This is a genomic window from Paracoccus sp. T5, from assembly GCF_048538155.2.
Lineage (GTDB): Bacteria > Pseudomonadota > Alphaproteobacteria > Rhodobacterales > Rhodobacteraceae > Paracoccus.
The window spans coordinates 1,162,562-1,179,039 of sequence record NZ_CM135809.1; the positions used below are offsets into that span (position 1 = coordinate 1,162,562).

Annotated in this window: 17 protein-coding genes; 11 read left to right on the plus strand and 6 right to left on the minus strand. The window is 66.7% G+C overall.

Translation table 11 applies throughout. From position 1 onward, the window contains the following. Window positions 1-93 precede the first annotated feature (93 nt). The 7 genes from ACNR9W_RS05750 (at window position 94) to ACNR9W_RS05780 (ending at window position 8,029) form a co-directional block, all read left to right on the plus strand. Window positions 94-1,500 carry an FAD-binding oxidoreductase gene (locus ACNR9W_RS05750; RefSeq protein WP_419267905.1) on the plus strand — a complete coding sequence of 469 codons (1,407 nt, stop codon included), beginning with the start codon at window positions 94-96 and terminating at the stop codon, window positions 1,498-1,500. A gap of 22 nt (window positions 1,501-1,522) precedes the next feature. After that, window positions 1,523-1,879 (plus strand): hypothetical protein, encoded by a 357-nt coding sequence (locus ACNR9W_RS05755; RefSeq protein ID WP_419267906.1) that lies wholly within the window; start codon window positions 1,523-1,525, stop codon window positions 1,877-1,879. A gap of 246 nt (window positions 1,880-2,125) precedes the next feature. Further along, window positions 2,126-2,923, plus strand: coding sequence for a glycoside hydrolase family 25 protein (locus ACNR9W_RS05760; protein ID WP_419268340.1), 798 nt, complete (start codon window positions 2,126-2,128; stop codon window positions 2,921-2,923). After that, on the plus strand, window positions 2,896-3,558 hold the full coding sequence (locus ACNR9W_RS05765; RefSeq protein ID WP_419267907.1) for a CPBP family intramembrane glutamic endopeptidase: 663 nt from the start codon (window positions 2,896-2,898) through the stop codon (window positions 3,556-3,558). The genes ACNR9W_RS05760 and ACNR9W_RS05765 overlap by 28 nt, the downstream gene beginning before the upstream one ends. Window positions 3,559-3,633: 75 nt before the next feature. Further along, the gene (gene aspS / locus ACNR9W_RS05770) at window positions 3,634-5,409 is read left to right on the plus strand and encodes an aspartate--tRNA ligase (RefSeq protein ID WP_419267908.1); all 1,776 of its coding nucleotides are present in this window, start codon (window positions 3,634-3,636) and stop codon (window positions 5,407-5,409) included. Window positions 5,410-5,480: 71 nt separating this feature from the next. Further along, a complete protein-coding gene (locus ACNR9W_RS05775; protein WP_419267909.1) occupies window positions 5,481-6,851 on the plus strand; it encodes a DUF1800 domain-containing protein in 1,371 nt (456 codons plus the stop codon). After that, entirely contained in the window at window positions 6,848-8,029 is a 1,182-nt protein-coding gene (locus ACNR9W_RS05780) for a DUF1501 domain-containing protein (RefSeq protein ID WP_419267910.1), read from the plus strand. The genes ACNR9W_RS05775 and ACNR9W_RS05780 overlap by 4 nt, the downstream gene beginning before the upstream one ends. A 2-nt stretch (window positions 8,030-8,031) precedes the next feature. Here ACNR9W_RS05780 and ACNR9W_RS05785 read toward each other — a convergent pair whose 3' ends face one another. Continuing rightward, window positions 8,032-8,766, minus strand: a complete 735-nt coding sequence (locus ACNR9W_RS05785) for a response regulator (protein ID WP_419267911.1) — start codon at window positions 8,764-8,766, stop codon at window positions 8,032-8,034. Window positions 8,767-8,893: 127 nt separating this feature from the next. Between ACNR9W_RS05785 and mce the strand changes: the two genes are divergently transcribed. Then, window positions 8,894-9,298, plus strand: coding sequence for a methylmalonyl-CoA epimerase (gene mce, locus ACNR9W_RS05790; RefSeq protein ID WP_419267912.1), 405 nt, complete (start codon window positions 8,894-8,896; stop codon window positions 9,296-9,298). Further along, window positions 9,298-9,567: a DUF1467 family protein gene (locus ACNR9W_RS05795; RefSeq protein ID WP_419267913.1), complete on the plus strand. Its 270-nt coding sequence runs from the start codon at window positions 9,298-9,300 to the stop codon at window positions 9,565-9,567. The genes mce and ACNR9W_RS05795 overlap by 1 nt, the downstream gene beginning before the upstream one ends. On the opposite strand, the gene ACNR9W_RS05800 is transcribed toward ACNR9W_RS05795, so the two are convergent. From ACNR9W_RS05800 to ACNR9W_RS05810, 3 genes are all read right to left on the minus strand, one after another. Further along, on the minus strand, window positions 9,524-10,240 hold the full coding sequence (locus ACNR9W_RS05800) for an EI24 domain-containing protein (protein ID WP_419267914.1): 717 nt from the start codon (window positions 10,238-10,240) through the stop codon (window positions 9,524-9,526). The genes ACNR9W_RS05795 and ACNR9W_RS05800 overlap by 44 nt on opposite strands. After that, window positions 10,237-10,809 carry a nitroreductase family protein gene (locus tag ACNR9W_RS05805; protein WP_419267915.1) on the minus strand — a complete coding sequence of 191 codons (573 nt, stop codon included), beginning with the start codon at window positions 10,807-10,809 and terminating at the stop codon, window positions 10,237-10,239. Before ACNR9W_RS05805 ends, ACNR9W_RS05800 begins: the two co-directional genes overlap by 4 nt. A 123-nt stretch (window positions 10,810-10,932) precedes the next feature. Next, window positions 10,933-11,178 carry a hypothetical protein gene (locus tag ACNR9W_RS05810; RefSeq protein ID WP_419267916.1) on the minus strand — a complete coding sequence of 82 codons (246 nt, stop codon included), beginning with the start codon at window positions 11,176-11,178 and terminating at the stop codon, window positions 10,933-10,935. Between the two features lie 144 nt (window positions 11,179-11,322). On the opposite strand from ACNR9W_RS05810, the gene ACNR9W_RS05815 reads away from it, so the two are divergent. Together ACNR9W_RS05815 and ACNR9W_RS05820 are read left to right on the plus strand one after the other, a co-directional pair. Then, window positions 11,323-12,102, plus strand: coding sequence for a M48 family metalloprotease (locus ACNR9W_RS05815; RefSeq protein WP_419267917.1), 780 nt, complete (start codon window positions 11,323-11,325; stop codon window positions 12,100-12,102). Between the two features lie 3 nt (window positions 12,103-12,105). Continuing rightward, window positions 12,106-13,410, plus strand: a complete 1,305-nt coding sequence (locus ACNR9W_RS05820) for a DUF2254 domain-containing protein (protein WP_419267918.1) — start codon at window positions 12,106-12,108, stop codon at window positions 13,408-13,410. 605 nt (window positions 13,411-14,015) lie between these two features. On the opposite strand, the gene ilvN is transcribed toward ACNR9W_RS05820, so the two are convergent. Both ilvN and ACNR9W_RS05830 read right to left on the minus strand, forming a co-directional pair. After that, a complete protein-coding gene (gene ilvN, locus ACNR9W_RS05825) occupies window positions 14,016-14,576 on the minus strand; it encodes an acetolactate synthase small subunit (RefSeq protein WP_419267919.1) in 561 nt (186 codons plus the stop codon). Between the two features lie 43 nt (window positions 14,577-14,619). Further along, window positions 14,620-16,374: an acetolactate synthase 3 large subunit gene (locus tag ACNR9W_RS05830; RefSeq protein WP_419267920.1), complete on the minus strand. Its 1,755-nt coding sequence runs from the start codon at window positions 16,372-16,374 to the stop codon at window positions 14,620-14,622. Window positions 16,375-16,478: the final 104 nt, after the last annotated feature.

The following is a 16,478-nucleotide window of genomic DNA, read 5'->3' on the forward strand; positions in this document are numbered from 1 at the left end:
GTCGTCCGGACGACGCCTTGATGACAGAACGCCGCACCCTTTGCCAAGTTTCCATCGATCGCTAAGGTGCCCCAACTTAGCGGAGGATTGCCGATGACATTGCCGGGCACGCTGACCCAGGAACTGACGGCTGCGCTTGGGCCGCGCTTTTCGACGAAGCGCGGCGATAGGGACCACCATTCCGCCAGCGAAAGCTTTCATCGCGGTCCGCCACCGGACGCCGTGGCCTTTCCCGAAAGCACCGAGGAAGTGGCGGCCATCCTGCGGGCCTGCAGCGCCGCGGGCGTGCCGGTCGTGCCCTGGGGCACCGGCACCTCGCTGGAAGGGCATGCGCTGGCGACCCAAGGTGGCATCACGCTGAACCTGCAGAACATGAACCGCGTCCTGGAGATCCGGGCCGGCGACATGCAGGCCAGCGTCCAGCCCGGCGTCACGCGCGAGGGTCTGAACGTGGAGCTGCGCGCCAGCGGGCTGTTCTTTCCCGTTGATCCCGGGGCCAATGCCAGCCTGGGCGGCATGGCCGCCACCCGGGCCAGCGGCACGACGGCCGTCCGCTATGGCACGATGCGGGACAATGTCATGGGGCTGCAGGTGGTGCTGGCCGACGGGCGCATCATCCGCACCGGGACGCGTGCGGCCAAGTCCAGCGCGGGCTATGACCTGACGGGGCTGTTCGTGGGTTCGGAAGGAACGCTGGGCATCATCACAGAACTGACCCTGCGCCTGCATGGCCAGCCCGAGGAGACGGCGGCCGCCATCTGTGCCTTTGGGTCGCTGGAGCAGGCGGTGGAATGCGTCACTGCGACCATCCAGTCGGGCATTCCCATGGCTCGGATCGAGTTCGTGGATGCGCTGACGGCACGCGCCTTCAACCTGAAGGCAGGCACCAACCTGCCCGAGGCGCCGCATCTGATGGTGGAATTCCACGGCTCGCCCGGCGCGGTGCGCGAGGACGCCGCACGGTTCGGAGAGATCGCGCAGGAGTTCGGCGCCCAGGGCTTCGATTGGGCCGTGACGGCCGAGGATCGGGCCCGGCTGTGGCGGATGCGGCACGGGGCCTATCACGCGGCCCTGGCACTGCGGCCGGGGGCGTCGGGGATGACGACCGATGTCTGCGTCCCGATGTCGCATCTTCCCGCCGCGGTGGCGGCGGCGGCGGCGGATATCGCGGCCTCGGGGCTGATCGGCCCGATCGTCGGGCATGTGGGCGACGGCAATTTCCATTCGCTGCTGCTGGTCGATCCCCAGTCCCCGCAAGAGATTGCGCGCGCCAAGGCGGTGGCGCACCGCATGGCCGAACATGCGCTGGAGGTCGGCGGCACGATCAGCGGAGAACACGGCATTGGCCTGGGCAAGCGCGGCCTGATGCCCGCCCAGCATGGCGAGGCTTGGCAGGTCATGGGCGCGATCAAGACGGCGCTGGACCCCCAGGGCATCCTGAACCCCGGAAAGCTGGTGCCGGACAGGAACCAAGCCTCCGTGGCGGACGTTCTCGCGTAACATCAGAGAGTCGAGGAAACGCATGTCCCACAACACCGAGCCCGAGCGCGCCGCACCCCGTCACAAGCCCGCGTTGATCGGCATCGCCGTTGCCCTGGCTGTCGCCCTAATCGCGTTCCTGGTTTTCCGCCCGGGCGCCGACGAGACGAATGATGGCATCGCGACCACGCCGCCGCCGGCTGGCACGCCGATCTCGGAGGCCGAGGGGACGGATATGGAAGTCAGTTCTCCGGTCGCCCCGGTCGAGGACACGCCCGCGGGTGGAACAACCGCTCCGGCCGGGACCGACAGCATGCCTGCAGGCGCCGACCCGTCATCGCCCGGCGCGCCGCAAACGCCGGTCGGTGGGCCGATCGACGAACCGGCGCCCGCCAACTGATCATCCCGAATGGGGCCCGCATAATCTGCGGGCCTTTTTCATTGGGTGCCGGCCTAAGGTCCGCGCATCCGTCGCCCCGGCATCCGCCCGTGAACCCTACGGTTCAAACTCCTTCCTCACCTGACGCACTCGTGACCCCTCTCGGCCGATGACATTGCCTCACGCTTTTGAGATAAGCCGGCCAACGGCGCGAAAAGCGCCCGGAGCAGGTGTCTTCGAAGGAAGGACGGGGCAGGCATGAAATTTCTGGCAAAGTTGCTGATGGGCTTGGCGGTGGTGGTCTTCGCCGTCTCCTGTGCGCGGACACCGCCCCGGGGCGGTGCGCCGGGGGGGTATTCCGTCGCGCCCGGGCCCGGGGCGAACCCGCAACTGGGGGATCGCGCGCCCCATCCGTTCCGCAATGGCGCGCCCTATGGCCACGCCGTGCATGGCATCGACATCTCGCGCTGGCAGGGCGACATCGACTGGAACCGCGTGCGGGGCGCCGGGGTCAGCTTTGCCTTCATCAAGGCGACCGAAGGGGCAGATCATTCGGATCCGAACTTCCGCCGCTACTGGTACGAGGCGGCGCAGGCGCGCATCCCGCGCGGGGCCTATCACTTCTACTACTTCTGCCGGACCGGAGCCGAGCAGGCCTATTGGTTCATCCGGAACGTCCCGCGCGAGGCAGGCTCTCTGCCCCCGGTGCTGGACATGGAATGGACCAATTCGCGCAACTGCCCCCGCCGGCCACCGGCCGCCGAGGTCCTGCGCGAGGCCGAGATCTTCATGCAGATTGTCGGCCGCCACTATGGCCAGCGCCCGGTCATCTACACCACGGTCGATTTCTACCGCGAAAATCAGCTGGGCCGGATGAACGCCGAATTCTGGCTGCGCTCGGTCGCGGATCACCCCAGTGCGACCTATCCGGGCCAGCGTTGGGCCTTCTGGCAATATACCGGGACCGGCATCGTTCCGGGCATTCAGGGCGACACCGACCTGAACGCCTTTGCCGGATCGGCAGCGGATTGGGCAAGATGGTTGCAGAGACGACTGGTGCGGTAGCCCCGCACCGCTGGCTTTGGGTCGAGTTCGCGGCGCTCTATCTCGGGGCGCCGCTGGCCATCGCGCTGTTCCTGCCGCCCGACCGGCTGTTCACCGCGCTGGCCATCTTCAGCCTGGCGGGCATGGGCTTGCTGTGGCTGACCGGCGGCTTTCGCTGGCGGGTGCTGGTGCGCGGCTGGCGCCGGATGCCCGGCTGGGAGCTGCTGGCCATCGCGGTGGCGACCGCCGCCGCCGGCTGGCTGATCCTGTCCCTGACCCGGCCCGAAGCGCTGTTCGCGCTGCCGCTGCACCGGCCCCAGATGCTGCTGGTGATCTGGGCCTTCTATCCCTTGGTGTCTGCGCTGCCGCAGGAGCTGATCTTCCGCCCCCTGTTCTTTCACCGCTACGGCGCGATCCTGCCCCAGGGCCGGGCTGCCATCGCCCTGAACGCGGCCATCTTTGCCTTTGCCCATCTGATGTACTGGTCCTGGATCGTCGCGCTGATGACCTTCGTCGGCGGCTGGATCTTTGCGCGCGCCTATCTGCGCCACGGCTTTCCTGCCGCATGGGCGCTGCACGCGTTGGCGGGCAACATCCTCTTCGCGGTCGGCATGGGCGCCTATTTCTACACGGGCAACGTGGTGCGCCCGTTCTGAGAGCCCGTTCTAAGAGGTTGACTTCCCGCCCCGCCCGCGCTTTGTGCGGGGGCTGAAAACTTGGGGAAAATGCACATGCACGCCTATCGCAGCCATACCTGCGGCGACCTGAAGGCCGCCGATGCCGGGACCACCGTCCGCCTGTCGGGCTGGGTGCACCGGGTCCGCGACCACGGGGGCGTGCTGTTCGTCGACCTGCGCGACCATTACGGCATGACACAGGTGCTGGCCGACAGCGACAGTCCGGCCTTCGCCGCGATGGACAAGCTGCGGGCCGAGACCGTCATCCGCATCGACGGCCGGGTGAAGATGCGCGACGCGTCGCTGGTCAACCCCAAGCTGCCCACCGGCGAGATCGAGGTCTATGCGACCGAGATCGAGGTGCTGGGCCCCGCGGACGAGCTGCCCCTGCCGGTCTTCGGCGACCAGGATTACCCCGAGGAGACGCGCCTGGCCTATCGGTTCCTGGACCTGCGCCGCGAGAGCCTGCACAACAACATCATGCTGCGGTCCAAGGTGGTGCGGTCGATCCGCAACCGCATGTGGGACCAGAACTTCACCGAGTTCCAGACGCCGATCATCACTGCCTCGTCCCCCGAGGGGGCGCGCGACTTCCTGGTGCCGTCGCGGCTGCATCCGGGCAAGTTCTATGCCCTGCCGCAGGCGCCGCAGCAGTTCAAGCAGCTGATCATGGTCGCGGGCTTTGACAAGTATTTCCAGATCGCGCCCTGTTTCCGCGACGAGGACCCGCGCGCCGACCGCAGCCCGACTGATTTCTACCAGCTGGACATGGAGATGTCCTTTGTCCGCCAGCAGGACGTCTTCGCCACCGTCCAGCCGGTCATCCAGGGCCTGTTCGAGGAGTTCGGCAATGGCCGCCGGGTGGACGCCGACTGGCCGCTGATCCCCTATGCCGAGAGCCTGCTGAAATACGGCACCGACAAGCCCGACCTCAGGAACCCGATCGAGATGCAGATCGTCAGCGAGCATTTCCGCGGCTCCGGCTTTGGCATCTTTGCGAAACTCCTGGAGCAGGACGGCACCCAGGTCCGCGCCATTCCCGCGCCCACCGGCGGCAGCCGCAAGTTCGCCGACCGGATGAACGCGTTCGCGCAACAGCAAGGCCTGCCGGGCATGGGCTATATCATCTGGCGCAAGGCCGAGGATGGCACGACCGAGGCCGCGGGCCCGATCGCCAAGGCGCTGGGCGTGGAAAAGACCGAGGCGATCCGTCAGCAGCTGGGTCTGGCCGAGGGCGACGCGGCCTTCTTCCTGGGCGGTCGCCCCGACCAGTTCGAGGCGGTGGCGGGCCGCGCCCGCACCGAGATTGGCCGCGAGCTGGGCCTGATCGACGAGAACCAGTTCAAGTTCGCCTGGATCGTCGATTTCCCGATGTACGAGAAGACCGACGACGGCAAGATCGACTTCAGCCACAACCCCTTCTCCATGCCGCAGGGCGGGATGGAGGCGCTGAACGGCGACCCGCTGGAAGTGTTGGGATACCAGTACGATCTGGCCTGCAACGGCTATGAGCTGATCAGCGGCGCGATCCGCAACCACAAGCCCGAGATCATGTTCAAGGCCTTTGAACTGGCCGGATATCCGGCCTCCGAGGTCGAAAAGCGCTTCGGCGGCATGGTCAAGGCGTTCCGCTATGGCGCGCCGCCGCACGGGGGTTGCGCGGCCGGCATCGACCGGATCGTGATGCTGCTGGCGGATGAGCAGAACATCCGCGAGGTCATCATGTTCCCGATGAACCAGCGGGCCGAGGACCTGATGATGGGTGCGCCGTCGGAGCCCACGAACGAGCAGATGCGCGAGCTGCGGCTGCGGGCGTTGCCAAAAGAGTGATCTGACAGCCGGACCTGCGGCGTGGCAGGGTGCTGCGCAGCAGCAATCCCCCGCCGCGAGGGTTTTCCGTGATGTCCATGCCCTATGACCAGCTGGCAGCGATCCGCCTGGGCTTTGGCCTGTCGCCGCGGTTGGCCGGTCCCGCCGATCCCATGGGGGTGGCGGCTTCGGTCGCCGGCGCCGCGCCGGCGGGCGACATCGTGGCCATGGACCGCGTCCGCGAGATGCAGCTGGAGCTGCGCCGCCTGCTGCTGGCGTCGCGCCAAGGCGGGAAGACCGAGGCCAAGGCCTATCGCAGCTATCGGCGCGGGATGAACGACCGCTATCTGGGCGCCATCGTCGACCGCTTTGCCCGCATCATGGACGACCCTTCGGGGTTTGGCGAACGGCTGGTGGCGTTCTGGTCCAGCCATTTCGCCGTGCGCGGCGGCGCCCCGCATGCCAACCTGATGACGGCCGCCCTGGTGGACGAGGCGATCCGGCCGCATCTGTCCGGCCGCTTTGCCGACATGATGTTCGCGGCCGAGACGCATCCGGCGATGCTGGTCTATCTGGACCAGGTGCGCTCGGTCGGTCCGAACTCGGTCATGGCCCGGCGCAATGCCGGCAAGGCCATGGGCCTGAACGAGAACCTGGCCCGCGAGATGATCGAGCTGCACAGCCTTGGGGTCGGTGCCGCCTATACCCAGCAGGACGTCGAGGCACTGGCCCGGCTGCTGACCGGGCTAACCTACAACGCCAAGCGGCCGGAGATTTTCCGGCCCGCCCAGGCCGAACCCGGCGCGGACACCGTCCTGGGGCGCAGCTATGGCACCGGCGACCGCGCGTCGCTGGACGATATCCGCAGCGTGATCGAGGATCTGGCATCGCATGAGGCGACGGCACGGCACATCGCGCGCAAGCTGGCCATCCACTTCATCGCCGATGATCCCCCGCACTCTGTCGTGGACCGGCTGGCGGCGGTCTTCCGCGACACTGGCGGCGATCTGGGCGCGATCAACCTGGCCTTGGCCGAGGCGCCGGAGCTGAACACCCATTACCGCCAGAAGCTGCGCCAGCCGCATGAGTTCCTTGCGGCCAGCCTGCGCAGCCTGGGGCTGACGGGCGATGACATCCGGGGCTTGTCCCGCAAGCAGATCCGGCAGACATTGTTGAACCCCATGGCGGTCATGGGCCAGCCTTGGGCCCGGCCGAACGGCCCCGACGGCTGGCCGGAAGAGGCCGAGGCCTGGGGCACGCCGCAAGGCTTGGCGATGCGCATCAACTGGGCCATGCGGCAGCCGTCGCGCCTGGTGCAGCGGCTTCCCGATCCGCGTGACTTTCTGGTGATCGCGCTTGGCGAGGCCGCGTCCGAGCCGCTGCGATGGGCCGTTCCCCGCGCCGAAAGCCGCAGCCAGGGCATTGCGCTGGTGCTGGCCTCGGCCGACTTCAACCGGAGATGACGATGATCAGCCGACGCCTGTTCCTGACATCCGCGGCGCTGATCGGCTGTTCGGCCGCCGCGCATCCGCTGCTGACGCCGATGGCCTTTGCCAGTGCGCCCGGCGACAACCGGCTGGTCGTCATCATCCTGCGCGGGGCCATGGACGGCATTGATGCCTTCCAGCCCTATGGGGACAAGAACCTGCGCAAGGTTCGCCAGACGCTGTCCCTGGGCCCCGATCACGGGGCGCGGGACCTTGACGGTTTCTTTGCGCTGCATCCGGGGCTGCAGGGGCTGTGGCCGCTGTGGAAGGCGGGGCAGCTGGGCTTTGCGCCAGCCGTTTCCACCCCCTATCGGGACAAGCGCAGTCATTTTGACGGCCAGACCATGCTGGAGGCCGGGACCGGGACCGATCTGGACCTGGACCGCCAGCAGGACGGCTGGCTGAACCGGCTGCTGCAGGCGATGCCGGGCCAGAGCTCGGAGACCGCCTATTCGATCGGCGCCGAGGACATGCGCATCCTGCAGGGTCCGGCCGCGGCCAGCAGCTGGGCGCCCGAGGCCAACCTGGTGATCAGCCCGCAGGCCACGCGGCTGCTGACGCATGTCTATCACGACGACCCGTTGTTCCGCGAGGCGGGCGAACGGGCCATGGCGATCGCGGCGGGGCTGGAGGCGGAAGGCAAGCTGGTGCCTGACCGCAAGGAACATCTGGCGCTGGCCCAGTTCGCCGCCGACCGGCTGAACCGCGACACACGCATTGCGACCTTTTCCCTGGCGGGATGGGACACCCACGCGGGGCAGGCCGGCAACCTCACTCGCATGCTGGAGCGCCTGTCCGAGACGATCCTGGCGCTGCGCGACGGGCTGGGGCCGAACTGGGACAGCACGACCGTCATGGCAATGACCGAGTTCGGGCGCACCGTGCGCGAAAATGGCTCGGCCGGGACCGATCACGGAACGGGTGGCGCGATGCTGGTCGTCGGCGGGGCGGTGCGCGGCGGGCGGGCAATGGGTGATTGGCCGGGCCTGGCCGAGGGCGATCTTTACGACGGCCGCGACCTGATGCCCCTGCGCGACATCCGCGCCTATGCGGCTTGGGCCATGCATGCCAAGTTCGGGATCGCCAAGAGCGTGCTGGAACAACAGATCTTTCCGGCCCTCGACATGGGCAGCGACCCGCGCCTGCTGGCCTGAGGCTACATCTCGGCCACGCGGGACAGCCGGTCCTGAACCATGCCGCTGATCCGCGCCAAGTCCGTCGCCAAGGCATGTCCCGCCAGATGGTCGCGCGCCAGCGCGGCGGCCGCGGCCTCCAGGGCAGGATCATGGGCCGAGCGCGCGACACCGGCCAGGAAACGGGCGATGTAATCGATCGCCGCCGTGTCCTGGGCGCTGGACAGGACCTCGGCCACATGGGCCAGATCGTCGCGCAGCCCCGAATGGTCCGGGTGGATCACGTCATCGGGCAAAAGCCGCAGCCCCGGAGCGGCGCCATTGGAGGGCAGGGCGGAGAGGATCGCCTGCTGGAAGACGCCCAGGCTTTCGACCGGCTTGGCCAGAAAGCCGTCGGCGCCCGCCGCCAGCGCCTTGTCGGCCAGGTCCGCATCGCCGGACATGGCCAAGATCACGGGCACGCGCGGCTCTGCCCCGTGCAGTTCGGCGATCAGCGTGGTGCCGTCGCCGTCCGGCAGTCCCAAGTCCACGATCAGCACCGCGGGCCTGTAGTTCCGCAAATGCCGCGCCGCCGAGCGCAGGCAATCCGCGCGGCGAATCCGCGCACCCGACTTAAGGCACAGAAGGCGAACCGCCTCGCTGGCAAAGCGCGAATCCTCGATGACCAGCACGGTCAGACCAGTCAGAGGGCGTTGCGGCAGCGACAAACGCCACTGTGGCAGGGGCTTGTCGGCGCCTGTCTCGGAATCGGTCAGCATGTCTTGATCCCCGTCCATCTGTTCCCGGACAGTTAAGGCGCGATTCGCTAAGAAGCGGTTAACGACACCGCTTTTCCTTCCAACGGCAGTGCGGAACGCTTAGATAGCAGGGCAAACGGAGGATGAGATGATCGGTCGCCTGAACCATGTCGCAATCGCGGTCCCCGACCTGGAGGCCGCGGCCGCGCAATACCGCACCACCCTGGGCGCCACGGTGGGCGCGCCGCAGGACGAACCCGACCACGGCGTGACCGTCGTCTTCATCGAGCTGCCCAACACCAAGGTCGAGCTGCTTTATCCCTTGGGAGAGAACAGCCCGATCCAGGGCTTTCTGGAGAAGAACCCGTCAGGTGGCATCCATCACATGTGCTTCGAGGTCGAGGATATTCTGGCCGCGCGCGACAAGCTGAAGGCCGAGGGGGCGCGCGTGCTGGGCACGGGGGAACCCAGGATCGGCGCCCATGGCAAGCCGGTGCTGTTCCTGCATCCCAAGGATTTCAACGGCTGCCTGATCGAACTGGAGCAAGTCTGATGAACCTGACCGGCGGCATTGTTCTTTTCGCGACCCTGTGGTTTCTGACCCTGTTCGTCGTCGTGCCCATCGGGCAGCGCAGCCAGGCGGATGCGGGCGAAGTGCTGCCCGGCACCCATGCGGGTGCCCCGTCGGGCGTGCCCTGGCGCCGCAAGCTGCTGTGGACCACGGGTATCACGACCGTGATCTGGGCGGTGATCGCCTATCTGATCCTGGGCGACGTCATCACGCGCGCCGATATTTCCCATCTGGATCAGCTGCTTCGCTGATCATGTGAAAGAGATGCGTGAACGTCGCCGCCGCCAGCAGGGGCAGGGCGATGTTCACGATCGGCACGGTCAGCCCGACCGCCACCAGGACACCGGTCAGGGTCACCCGGCCGCCATGGGCCCTGCGCAAAGCCTGCGCCTGCGCATCCGGCAGGTGACGCCGGGCCGTCATCTGGAAAAATTCCCGCCCCAGCAGCCAGCCATTCGCGCCGTAGAACAGCAGGGGCGCGAGGGGCCCCAGGAAGGGCGTCAGCATCAGCGACAGGATCGCCACGCCCAGAACCGCCGCCGCCACCGCCAGCGACTCTAGGAGCCCGTCCCAGAAGTCGGGCGAGGCGCCGCGGCGATGGGGATAGTGCAGATCCTCGACCGCCTCGGCCACGTTTTCGGCGAAAAGGCCTGAAAAGCCCGCCGCGACAGGGGCCATCAGGAAAAAGCCGATCACCGGAAAGAGGGCCAGCGACCCCCAAGACATGACGTTCCCCAGATCGACAGGACCCAGCCAGGGCAGGGTAAACCCGCCCGGCAGCCAGATCCGAACCAGCCAGAAGATCCCCGCCTGCAACAGCACGAACAGCAGGATGGTCAGCGCAAGGCCCAAGGCGACCAGCCGCAGGATCGAGGGGCGCAGAAGGTCGGACCAGCCCCGCGCGAAGGCACGGACGACCATCATGGGCGCCACTCGGTCTTGGCGGCGATGTCGGGGCGGGGACGTTCGGGCGGGGTGTCGCCGCGGGTGCCGATATGGATCAGGCCGGCGACCCGTTCCGCGCCGGACAGGCCCAGATGCGCGCGTCCGAATTCCTGGTCCAGCGCCGCATGGCCGGTCAGCCAGGCCGCGCCCCAACCCGAGGCCAGCGCCGCATTGACCAGCCCCAGGCAGAGGGCGCCGGCCGACAGGACCTGCTCCCATTGCGGCACCTTGGGACTGTCCACGGGAGAGGAGACCACCGCCACGATGACCGGCGAAGCCAGGGCCGAGGCCGCCTTGTCAGCCGCCGCTTGGTCCAGTCCGCTGTCCAGAACCGCCGCGTGCAGGACCGGCGCCAAGGCATCCAGCGTCTGGCGGCCCAGCACGATGAAGCGCCACGGCTCCAGCTTGCCGTGATCGGGCACGCGTGCCGCCAGCGTCAGCAGCTGGGACAGCTGATCGCGGTCCGGACCCGGCTGCGCCAGCAGCTTGGGGGGATGCGACCGCCGGCTGGCCAGGAAGCGCAGGGCATCGTCGTTGCGGTGGGTCATGATGATCTCCTTCGTGGCGCCGCTGCACCGGGCCTTTCCGGCGAGGTGTTTCAGAAGGGCGGCGTCATCGCAAGCGCCCAGACCCGCAGGGACGCGATCGCCTGCGATACGCCAACGGGTCGTTCAGTCGCGCTTTTCGATGCGGTAATTGCCTTCGGGCAGGTTCAGCGCCAGCCGCAGTTCGGTCAGCTGGTGCATGCTCAGCGTGACGCGGACCACCTCGTCGCCATCCGGGCTCATCTGTTCCAGGATCACCCGGTCGTCAAAGCTGAGGATCACGACATCCTCGTTCAGCGGGCGGGTCTGCGCTTCGGCCTCGTCGATCAGGGTGATCACGGTCGCGTCGAAGTCATGCTCGATGGTGAACATCCGAATCTCCTTGGTGAAACAGCGACAATCGCGTGAAGTTCACGCCGCAGCAAGCAGCCGGGCTTTACCCTGCGCGGGCGAAAGGTAAACTGCGCGGCATCACGCGACAAGCCGGCGGGCCGGCAGGACAACAGGGCGATACACATGCGCAAGACGACCACGGGCCGGTGGCTGGCAGGCATCATGGCGACCATGCTGACGCTGGCCGGCTGCGCGCCCATGCCGGTCCAGCCGCCCCTGCCGCCTGCGGCTCCGGCAGGGCAGGTCCAGCCGCGCCCGCTGCCGGCGCCGTCCGATCCCTATGCGCAGACGCCCGATGCCGCGGCGCGGACCTTCGTGCAGGTGATGCGCCGGATGGAGCCCGCCGTGCGGCAGGATTGCCTGAACCGGCGCACGCGGCCGATCAGCTGCGAGTTTGTCTTCGTCGTGGACGACCGCCCGGGGCTGGAACCCAACGCCTTCCAGACCGTCGACCGCAATGGCCGGCCAATCGTCGGCTTTACCCTGTCCCTGATCGGCCAGACCCAGAACGCGGACGAGATCGCCTTTGTTGTCGGACACGAGGCGGCGCACCACATCCTGAACCATCTCGACCGCAAATCCGGGGCGTCCTCGGCGGCGGCGGTGGTCCTGGGCAGCATCGCCTCGGCCTATGGCGGCGACGATTCGGCCATCTCGCGCGCGCAGGAAATCGGCGCCTCGGTCGGGGCCCGATATTATTCCCGCGATTGGGAGCTCGAGGCCGACTATCTCGGCTCGATCATCGCGCTGAACGCGGGCTTCGACCCGATCCACGGATCCCGCCTGTTCGAACGCATCCCCGACCCCGGCAACCATGTGCTGGGCACCCACCCGTCACGGGCGCAGCGGCTGGCACAGGTGCGACGTGCCGTGGCGGATGTCCAGGCCGGCCGCGTGCGCTGAGGCATGGCCGAGGGAATCAACATCGGCAAATTCCGGTGGCGCCTGCGCGAGATCCTGCAGCGGCTCTGGGTGCGGGTGACGTCATTCGCGGTGCTGGGCCTGCTGACGGCGGTGACCGGCTTCCTTCTGCGCAACCAGATCCCCGACGGGCTGGCCGGCATGATCGGCGCGGATGCGATCGCGCCGATCCTTGACATCATCGCCTCGTCGATGCTGACGGTCACGACATTCTCGCTGTCGATCCTGACGGCCGCCTATGCGACGGCCAGTTCCGGCACCACGCCCCGGGCGGTCCAGCTTCTGGTCAAGGACGGGGTCAGCCAGACCGTGCTGGCGACCTTCATCGGCGCCTTCATCTTCAGTCTCGTCGGGCTGATCATGCTGAACACGGGGCTTTACGGTGATGGGGGCCGGATCGTCCTCTTTGGCGTGACCCTGGCCGTGATCCTGATCGTGGTCGTGTCCCTTCTGCGCTGGATCAACCGATTGGGAGAGCTGGGGCTGATCGGGGACACGATGTCGCGGGTCGAACGCTCCACGGACGAGGCACTGGCGAACCGGCTGGCCGCCCCCTGGCTGGGCGCGAACCCGCTGCGCGGCGCGCCGCCGCTGGACAGTGTCGCGCATCACGCCCCGCAGGTCGGCTATGTCCAGAACTGCGACATGAAGGCCTTGTCCGAACTGGCCGAGCGCCACGACCTGATCCTCTACATGACCGCGATGCCGGGGGATTTCGTGCATCTGGGCAGCCCCCTTTTTCACGTCATGAACCTGCCCGACGAGGATGAAAAGGCGCAGGCGATCTGCGGGCGGATCAGCGGCTGCATCACCCTGCGTCCGACGCGCAGCTTCGAGCAGGATCCCCGCTTCGGCTTCAGCGTGCTGTCAGAAATCGGACAGCGCGCCCTGTCGCCGGCGGTGAACGATCCGGGCACGGCCGTGCTGGTGGTCGGGCGCATGCTGCGCATCCTGTCGCAATGGGACCACGAATCGATTCCCGAGGTCTGCTATCCCCGTCTTTACGTTCCGGCCATCACTGCGCAGGAGATTTTGCGCGCCAGTCTGTTGCCGCTGGCGCGCGATGGGGCCGGAATCTTCGCGTTGCAGCTCGCTCTTCAAGAGGCAATGACGGCACTGGTACGCCTGTCACCTGCGGTCTTTGGAACGGCCGCGGCAGCCCTGGCGCGGGACTTCACGCGCTACGCGGCCCAAGGTCTTGTTCTAGAAGATGAAAGGGAAACGGTGATTGCGCTGGCTGATGCGGTGGCGCGTTTGGCACCGCCAAGTTGTGCCGACACCGACACATGACAACTGAAAGATGACAAAAAGTTGAGAAGCCACGATAAAAAAGATAGCAAATCGGCGGAATTCTGCTTTAGTCAGCAGGAATTAGCCAATGACCTGTCCGAAAGGACAACATGACGCCTCGGCGTCGAATCTGATGAAGGGGCACCCATGATCGGGGTAGTCGTATGGAGCAGCGGATCGCGCGAAAAAGCGATAATCTGGTGCGAAGACCAAGCCACCTTGGCCTATCTCCAAGGCACTGAAAACCTGGTTCAGCCTAGCAACTGGCCGCAACCCGGTGACCTGGTCGAACTGGAGACGGAGACGGTCGGCAATCTTCGCCACGCCCTCAACGTTTCCATGCTGTCCGAGCAATGCTGCCCCCAGATCCCTCGGATCTTGTCGGAGGCGCCTGTTCCGGCCCGCCAACCCAGCCTGAGGGTTGTTTCAGATGGCAGCGACTATCCCACCTCCCGCGGTTCTAACTCCAAACTCAGCTCAGTGAATAGCCCCTATGGACTCATCAGGAACGGGGCAGCGTGTAGGTAACCGGAACCTCCACAAAAGGTTCCCCGCATTCCAAAAAAAAGCCACGGTGACCGCGGCTTTTTTCATGGCTGGCGAGGTCAGACCCCGCGTGACAGCGCCGCCACCCCGGTGCGGGCCAGGTCGGTCAAGCCCAAGGGCCGCATCAAGTCTGCGAAGGCATCGAGTTTGCTTGGCGTGCCGACCAGTTCGAAGACAAAGCTCTCCAGCGTCGAATCGACCACGTTTGCCCGGAAGATCTCGGCGATGCGCAGCGCCTCGACCCGCTTGTCGCCTTGGCCGCGCACCTTGAACAGGCCAAGTTCGCGCTCGACCGCCGGGCCTTCGACCGTCAGGTCATGCACCTCGTGGACAACCACAATCCGCCCCAGCTGCGCCTTGATCTGCTCGATCACCGAAGGCGTTCCGCGCGTGACGACCGTGATCCGGGAGCGATGGCCTGTGTGGTCCACCTCCGCCACGGTCAGGCTGTCGATGTTGTAGCCGCGCCCCGAGAAAAGGCCGATCACCCGTGCCAGAACCCCCGGCTCGTTCTCGACCAGCACTGCCAGCGTATGGCTTTCCTCCATCTGCGCATTCGGATCGCGCAGGTCATAGGCCGAATGGCTCGACATGCCTTTCTGGATGTTCAATGCGTTCACGAACCTGTCCTCTTCTTCGTTGTCCAAAGACCCGTCACGGGCATCAGACCAGCACTGCGCCTTCGGATTCGATCACGCCCTGCGTCTCGGCCTCGCCCAGCAGCATCTCGTTATGCGGCTTGCCGGACGGGATCATCGGGAAGCAGTTCTCGTGCTTCTCGACCAGCACGTCTAGGATGAACGGCCCGTCATAGTCGATCATCTGCTGGATCGCGGCGTCCAGGTCCCTGGGGTCGCGCACCTGCGCGCCCTTGCACCCAAAGGCCTCGGCCAGCTTGACGAAATCGGGCAGGCTGTCCGACCAGGACTGGCTGTAACGCTCGCCATGCAGCAGTTGCTGCCACTGGCGGACCATGCCAAGGCGCTCGTTGTTCAGGATGAACTGCTTGACCGGCAGGCGGAACTGAACGGCCGTGCCCATCTCCTGCATGTTCATCAGCCAGCTGGCATCGCCCGCGACGTTGATGACCAGGGCATCGGGATGCGCCATCTGCACCCCGATCGAAGCCGGCAGCCCATAGCCCATGGTGCCCAGACCCCCGGAGGTCATCCAGCGGTTCGGCCCCTCAAATCCCAGATACTGCGCCGCCCACATCTGGTGCTGGCCAACCTCGGTGGTGATGTAGCGGTCGTGGTTCTTGGTCAGCGCCTCCAGCCGTTCCAGCGCGTGCTGCGGCTTGATGAGGGTGTCGCTGTTCCGATAGGCGAGGCACTTGCGCGCCCGCCATTCCTCGATCTGCCCCCACCACTGCTTCAGCGCCGGGCTGTTGACCTTGCGTCCGCGCGATTTCCAGACCTTCAGCAGGTCCTCCAGCACATGGCCGACATCGCCGACGATCGGCACTTCGACGCGCACGACCTTGTTGATGCTGGACGGGTCGATGTCGATATGCGCCTTGACTGAGCCGGGGCTGAAATCCGCGATCCGCCCGGTGATGCGGTCGTCGAACCGCGCGCCGATGTTGATCATCAGGTCGCAGCCATGCATCGCCAAATTCGATTCATAGGTGCCGTGCATGCCCAGCATCCCCAGCCAGCCCTGACCCGAGGCCGGATAGGCGCCAAGCCCCATCAGCGTCGATGTGACCGGAAAGCCCGTCGCATCGGCCAGTTCGCGCAGCAGTTGGCTGGCACCGGGTCCCGAATTGATGACCCCCCCACCGGTATAGAAGATCGGACGCTCGGCCTGCTCCATCAGTTCGACCAGACGCGTGATCGCGCCCAGATCGCCCTTGCGGGCCGGGTGATAGCGGCCGTGATCGACCTGCTTGGGCCCGACATAGGTGCCGGTCGCGAACTGGACGTCCTTGGGGATGTCGATCAGCACCGGGCCGGGGCGGCCCGAGGTGGCGACATGGAAGCCCTTGTGGATCGTCTCGGCCAGCTTGTCGGTGTCCTTGACCAGCCAGTTGTGCTTGGTGCAGGGGCGGGTGATGCCGACCGTGTCGGCCTCCTGGAACCCGTCGGTGCCGATCATGAAGGTCGGAACCTGGCCCGACAGCACGACCAGCGGGATCGAATCCAGCAGCGCGTCGGTCAGGCCGGTCACGGCATTCGTGGCCCCCGGACCCGAGGTGACCAGCACGACGCCCGGCTTGCCGGTGGCACGGGCATAACCCTCGGCCATGTGGACGGCGCCCTGTTCGTGGCGGACCAGGACATGGGTGATGTCGTTCTGCTGAAAGATCTCGTCATAGATGGGTAGCACGGCCCCGCCCGGATAGCCGAATACGGTATCGACGCCCTGATCGCGCAGCGCCTCGACCACCATTCTCGCACCCGTCATCGTTCGGGACATCATCTTGCTCCATCCAACAAAAATACCCGCCGAAGGCCCCAATGGCCGACCCGGCGTCGGCGCAAACTATGGTTACGCCGGGGCAGGGTCAATGGGGTTCGGCG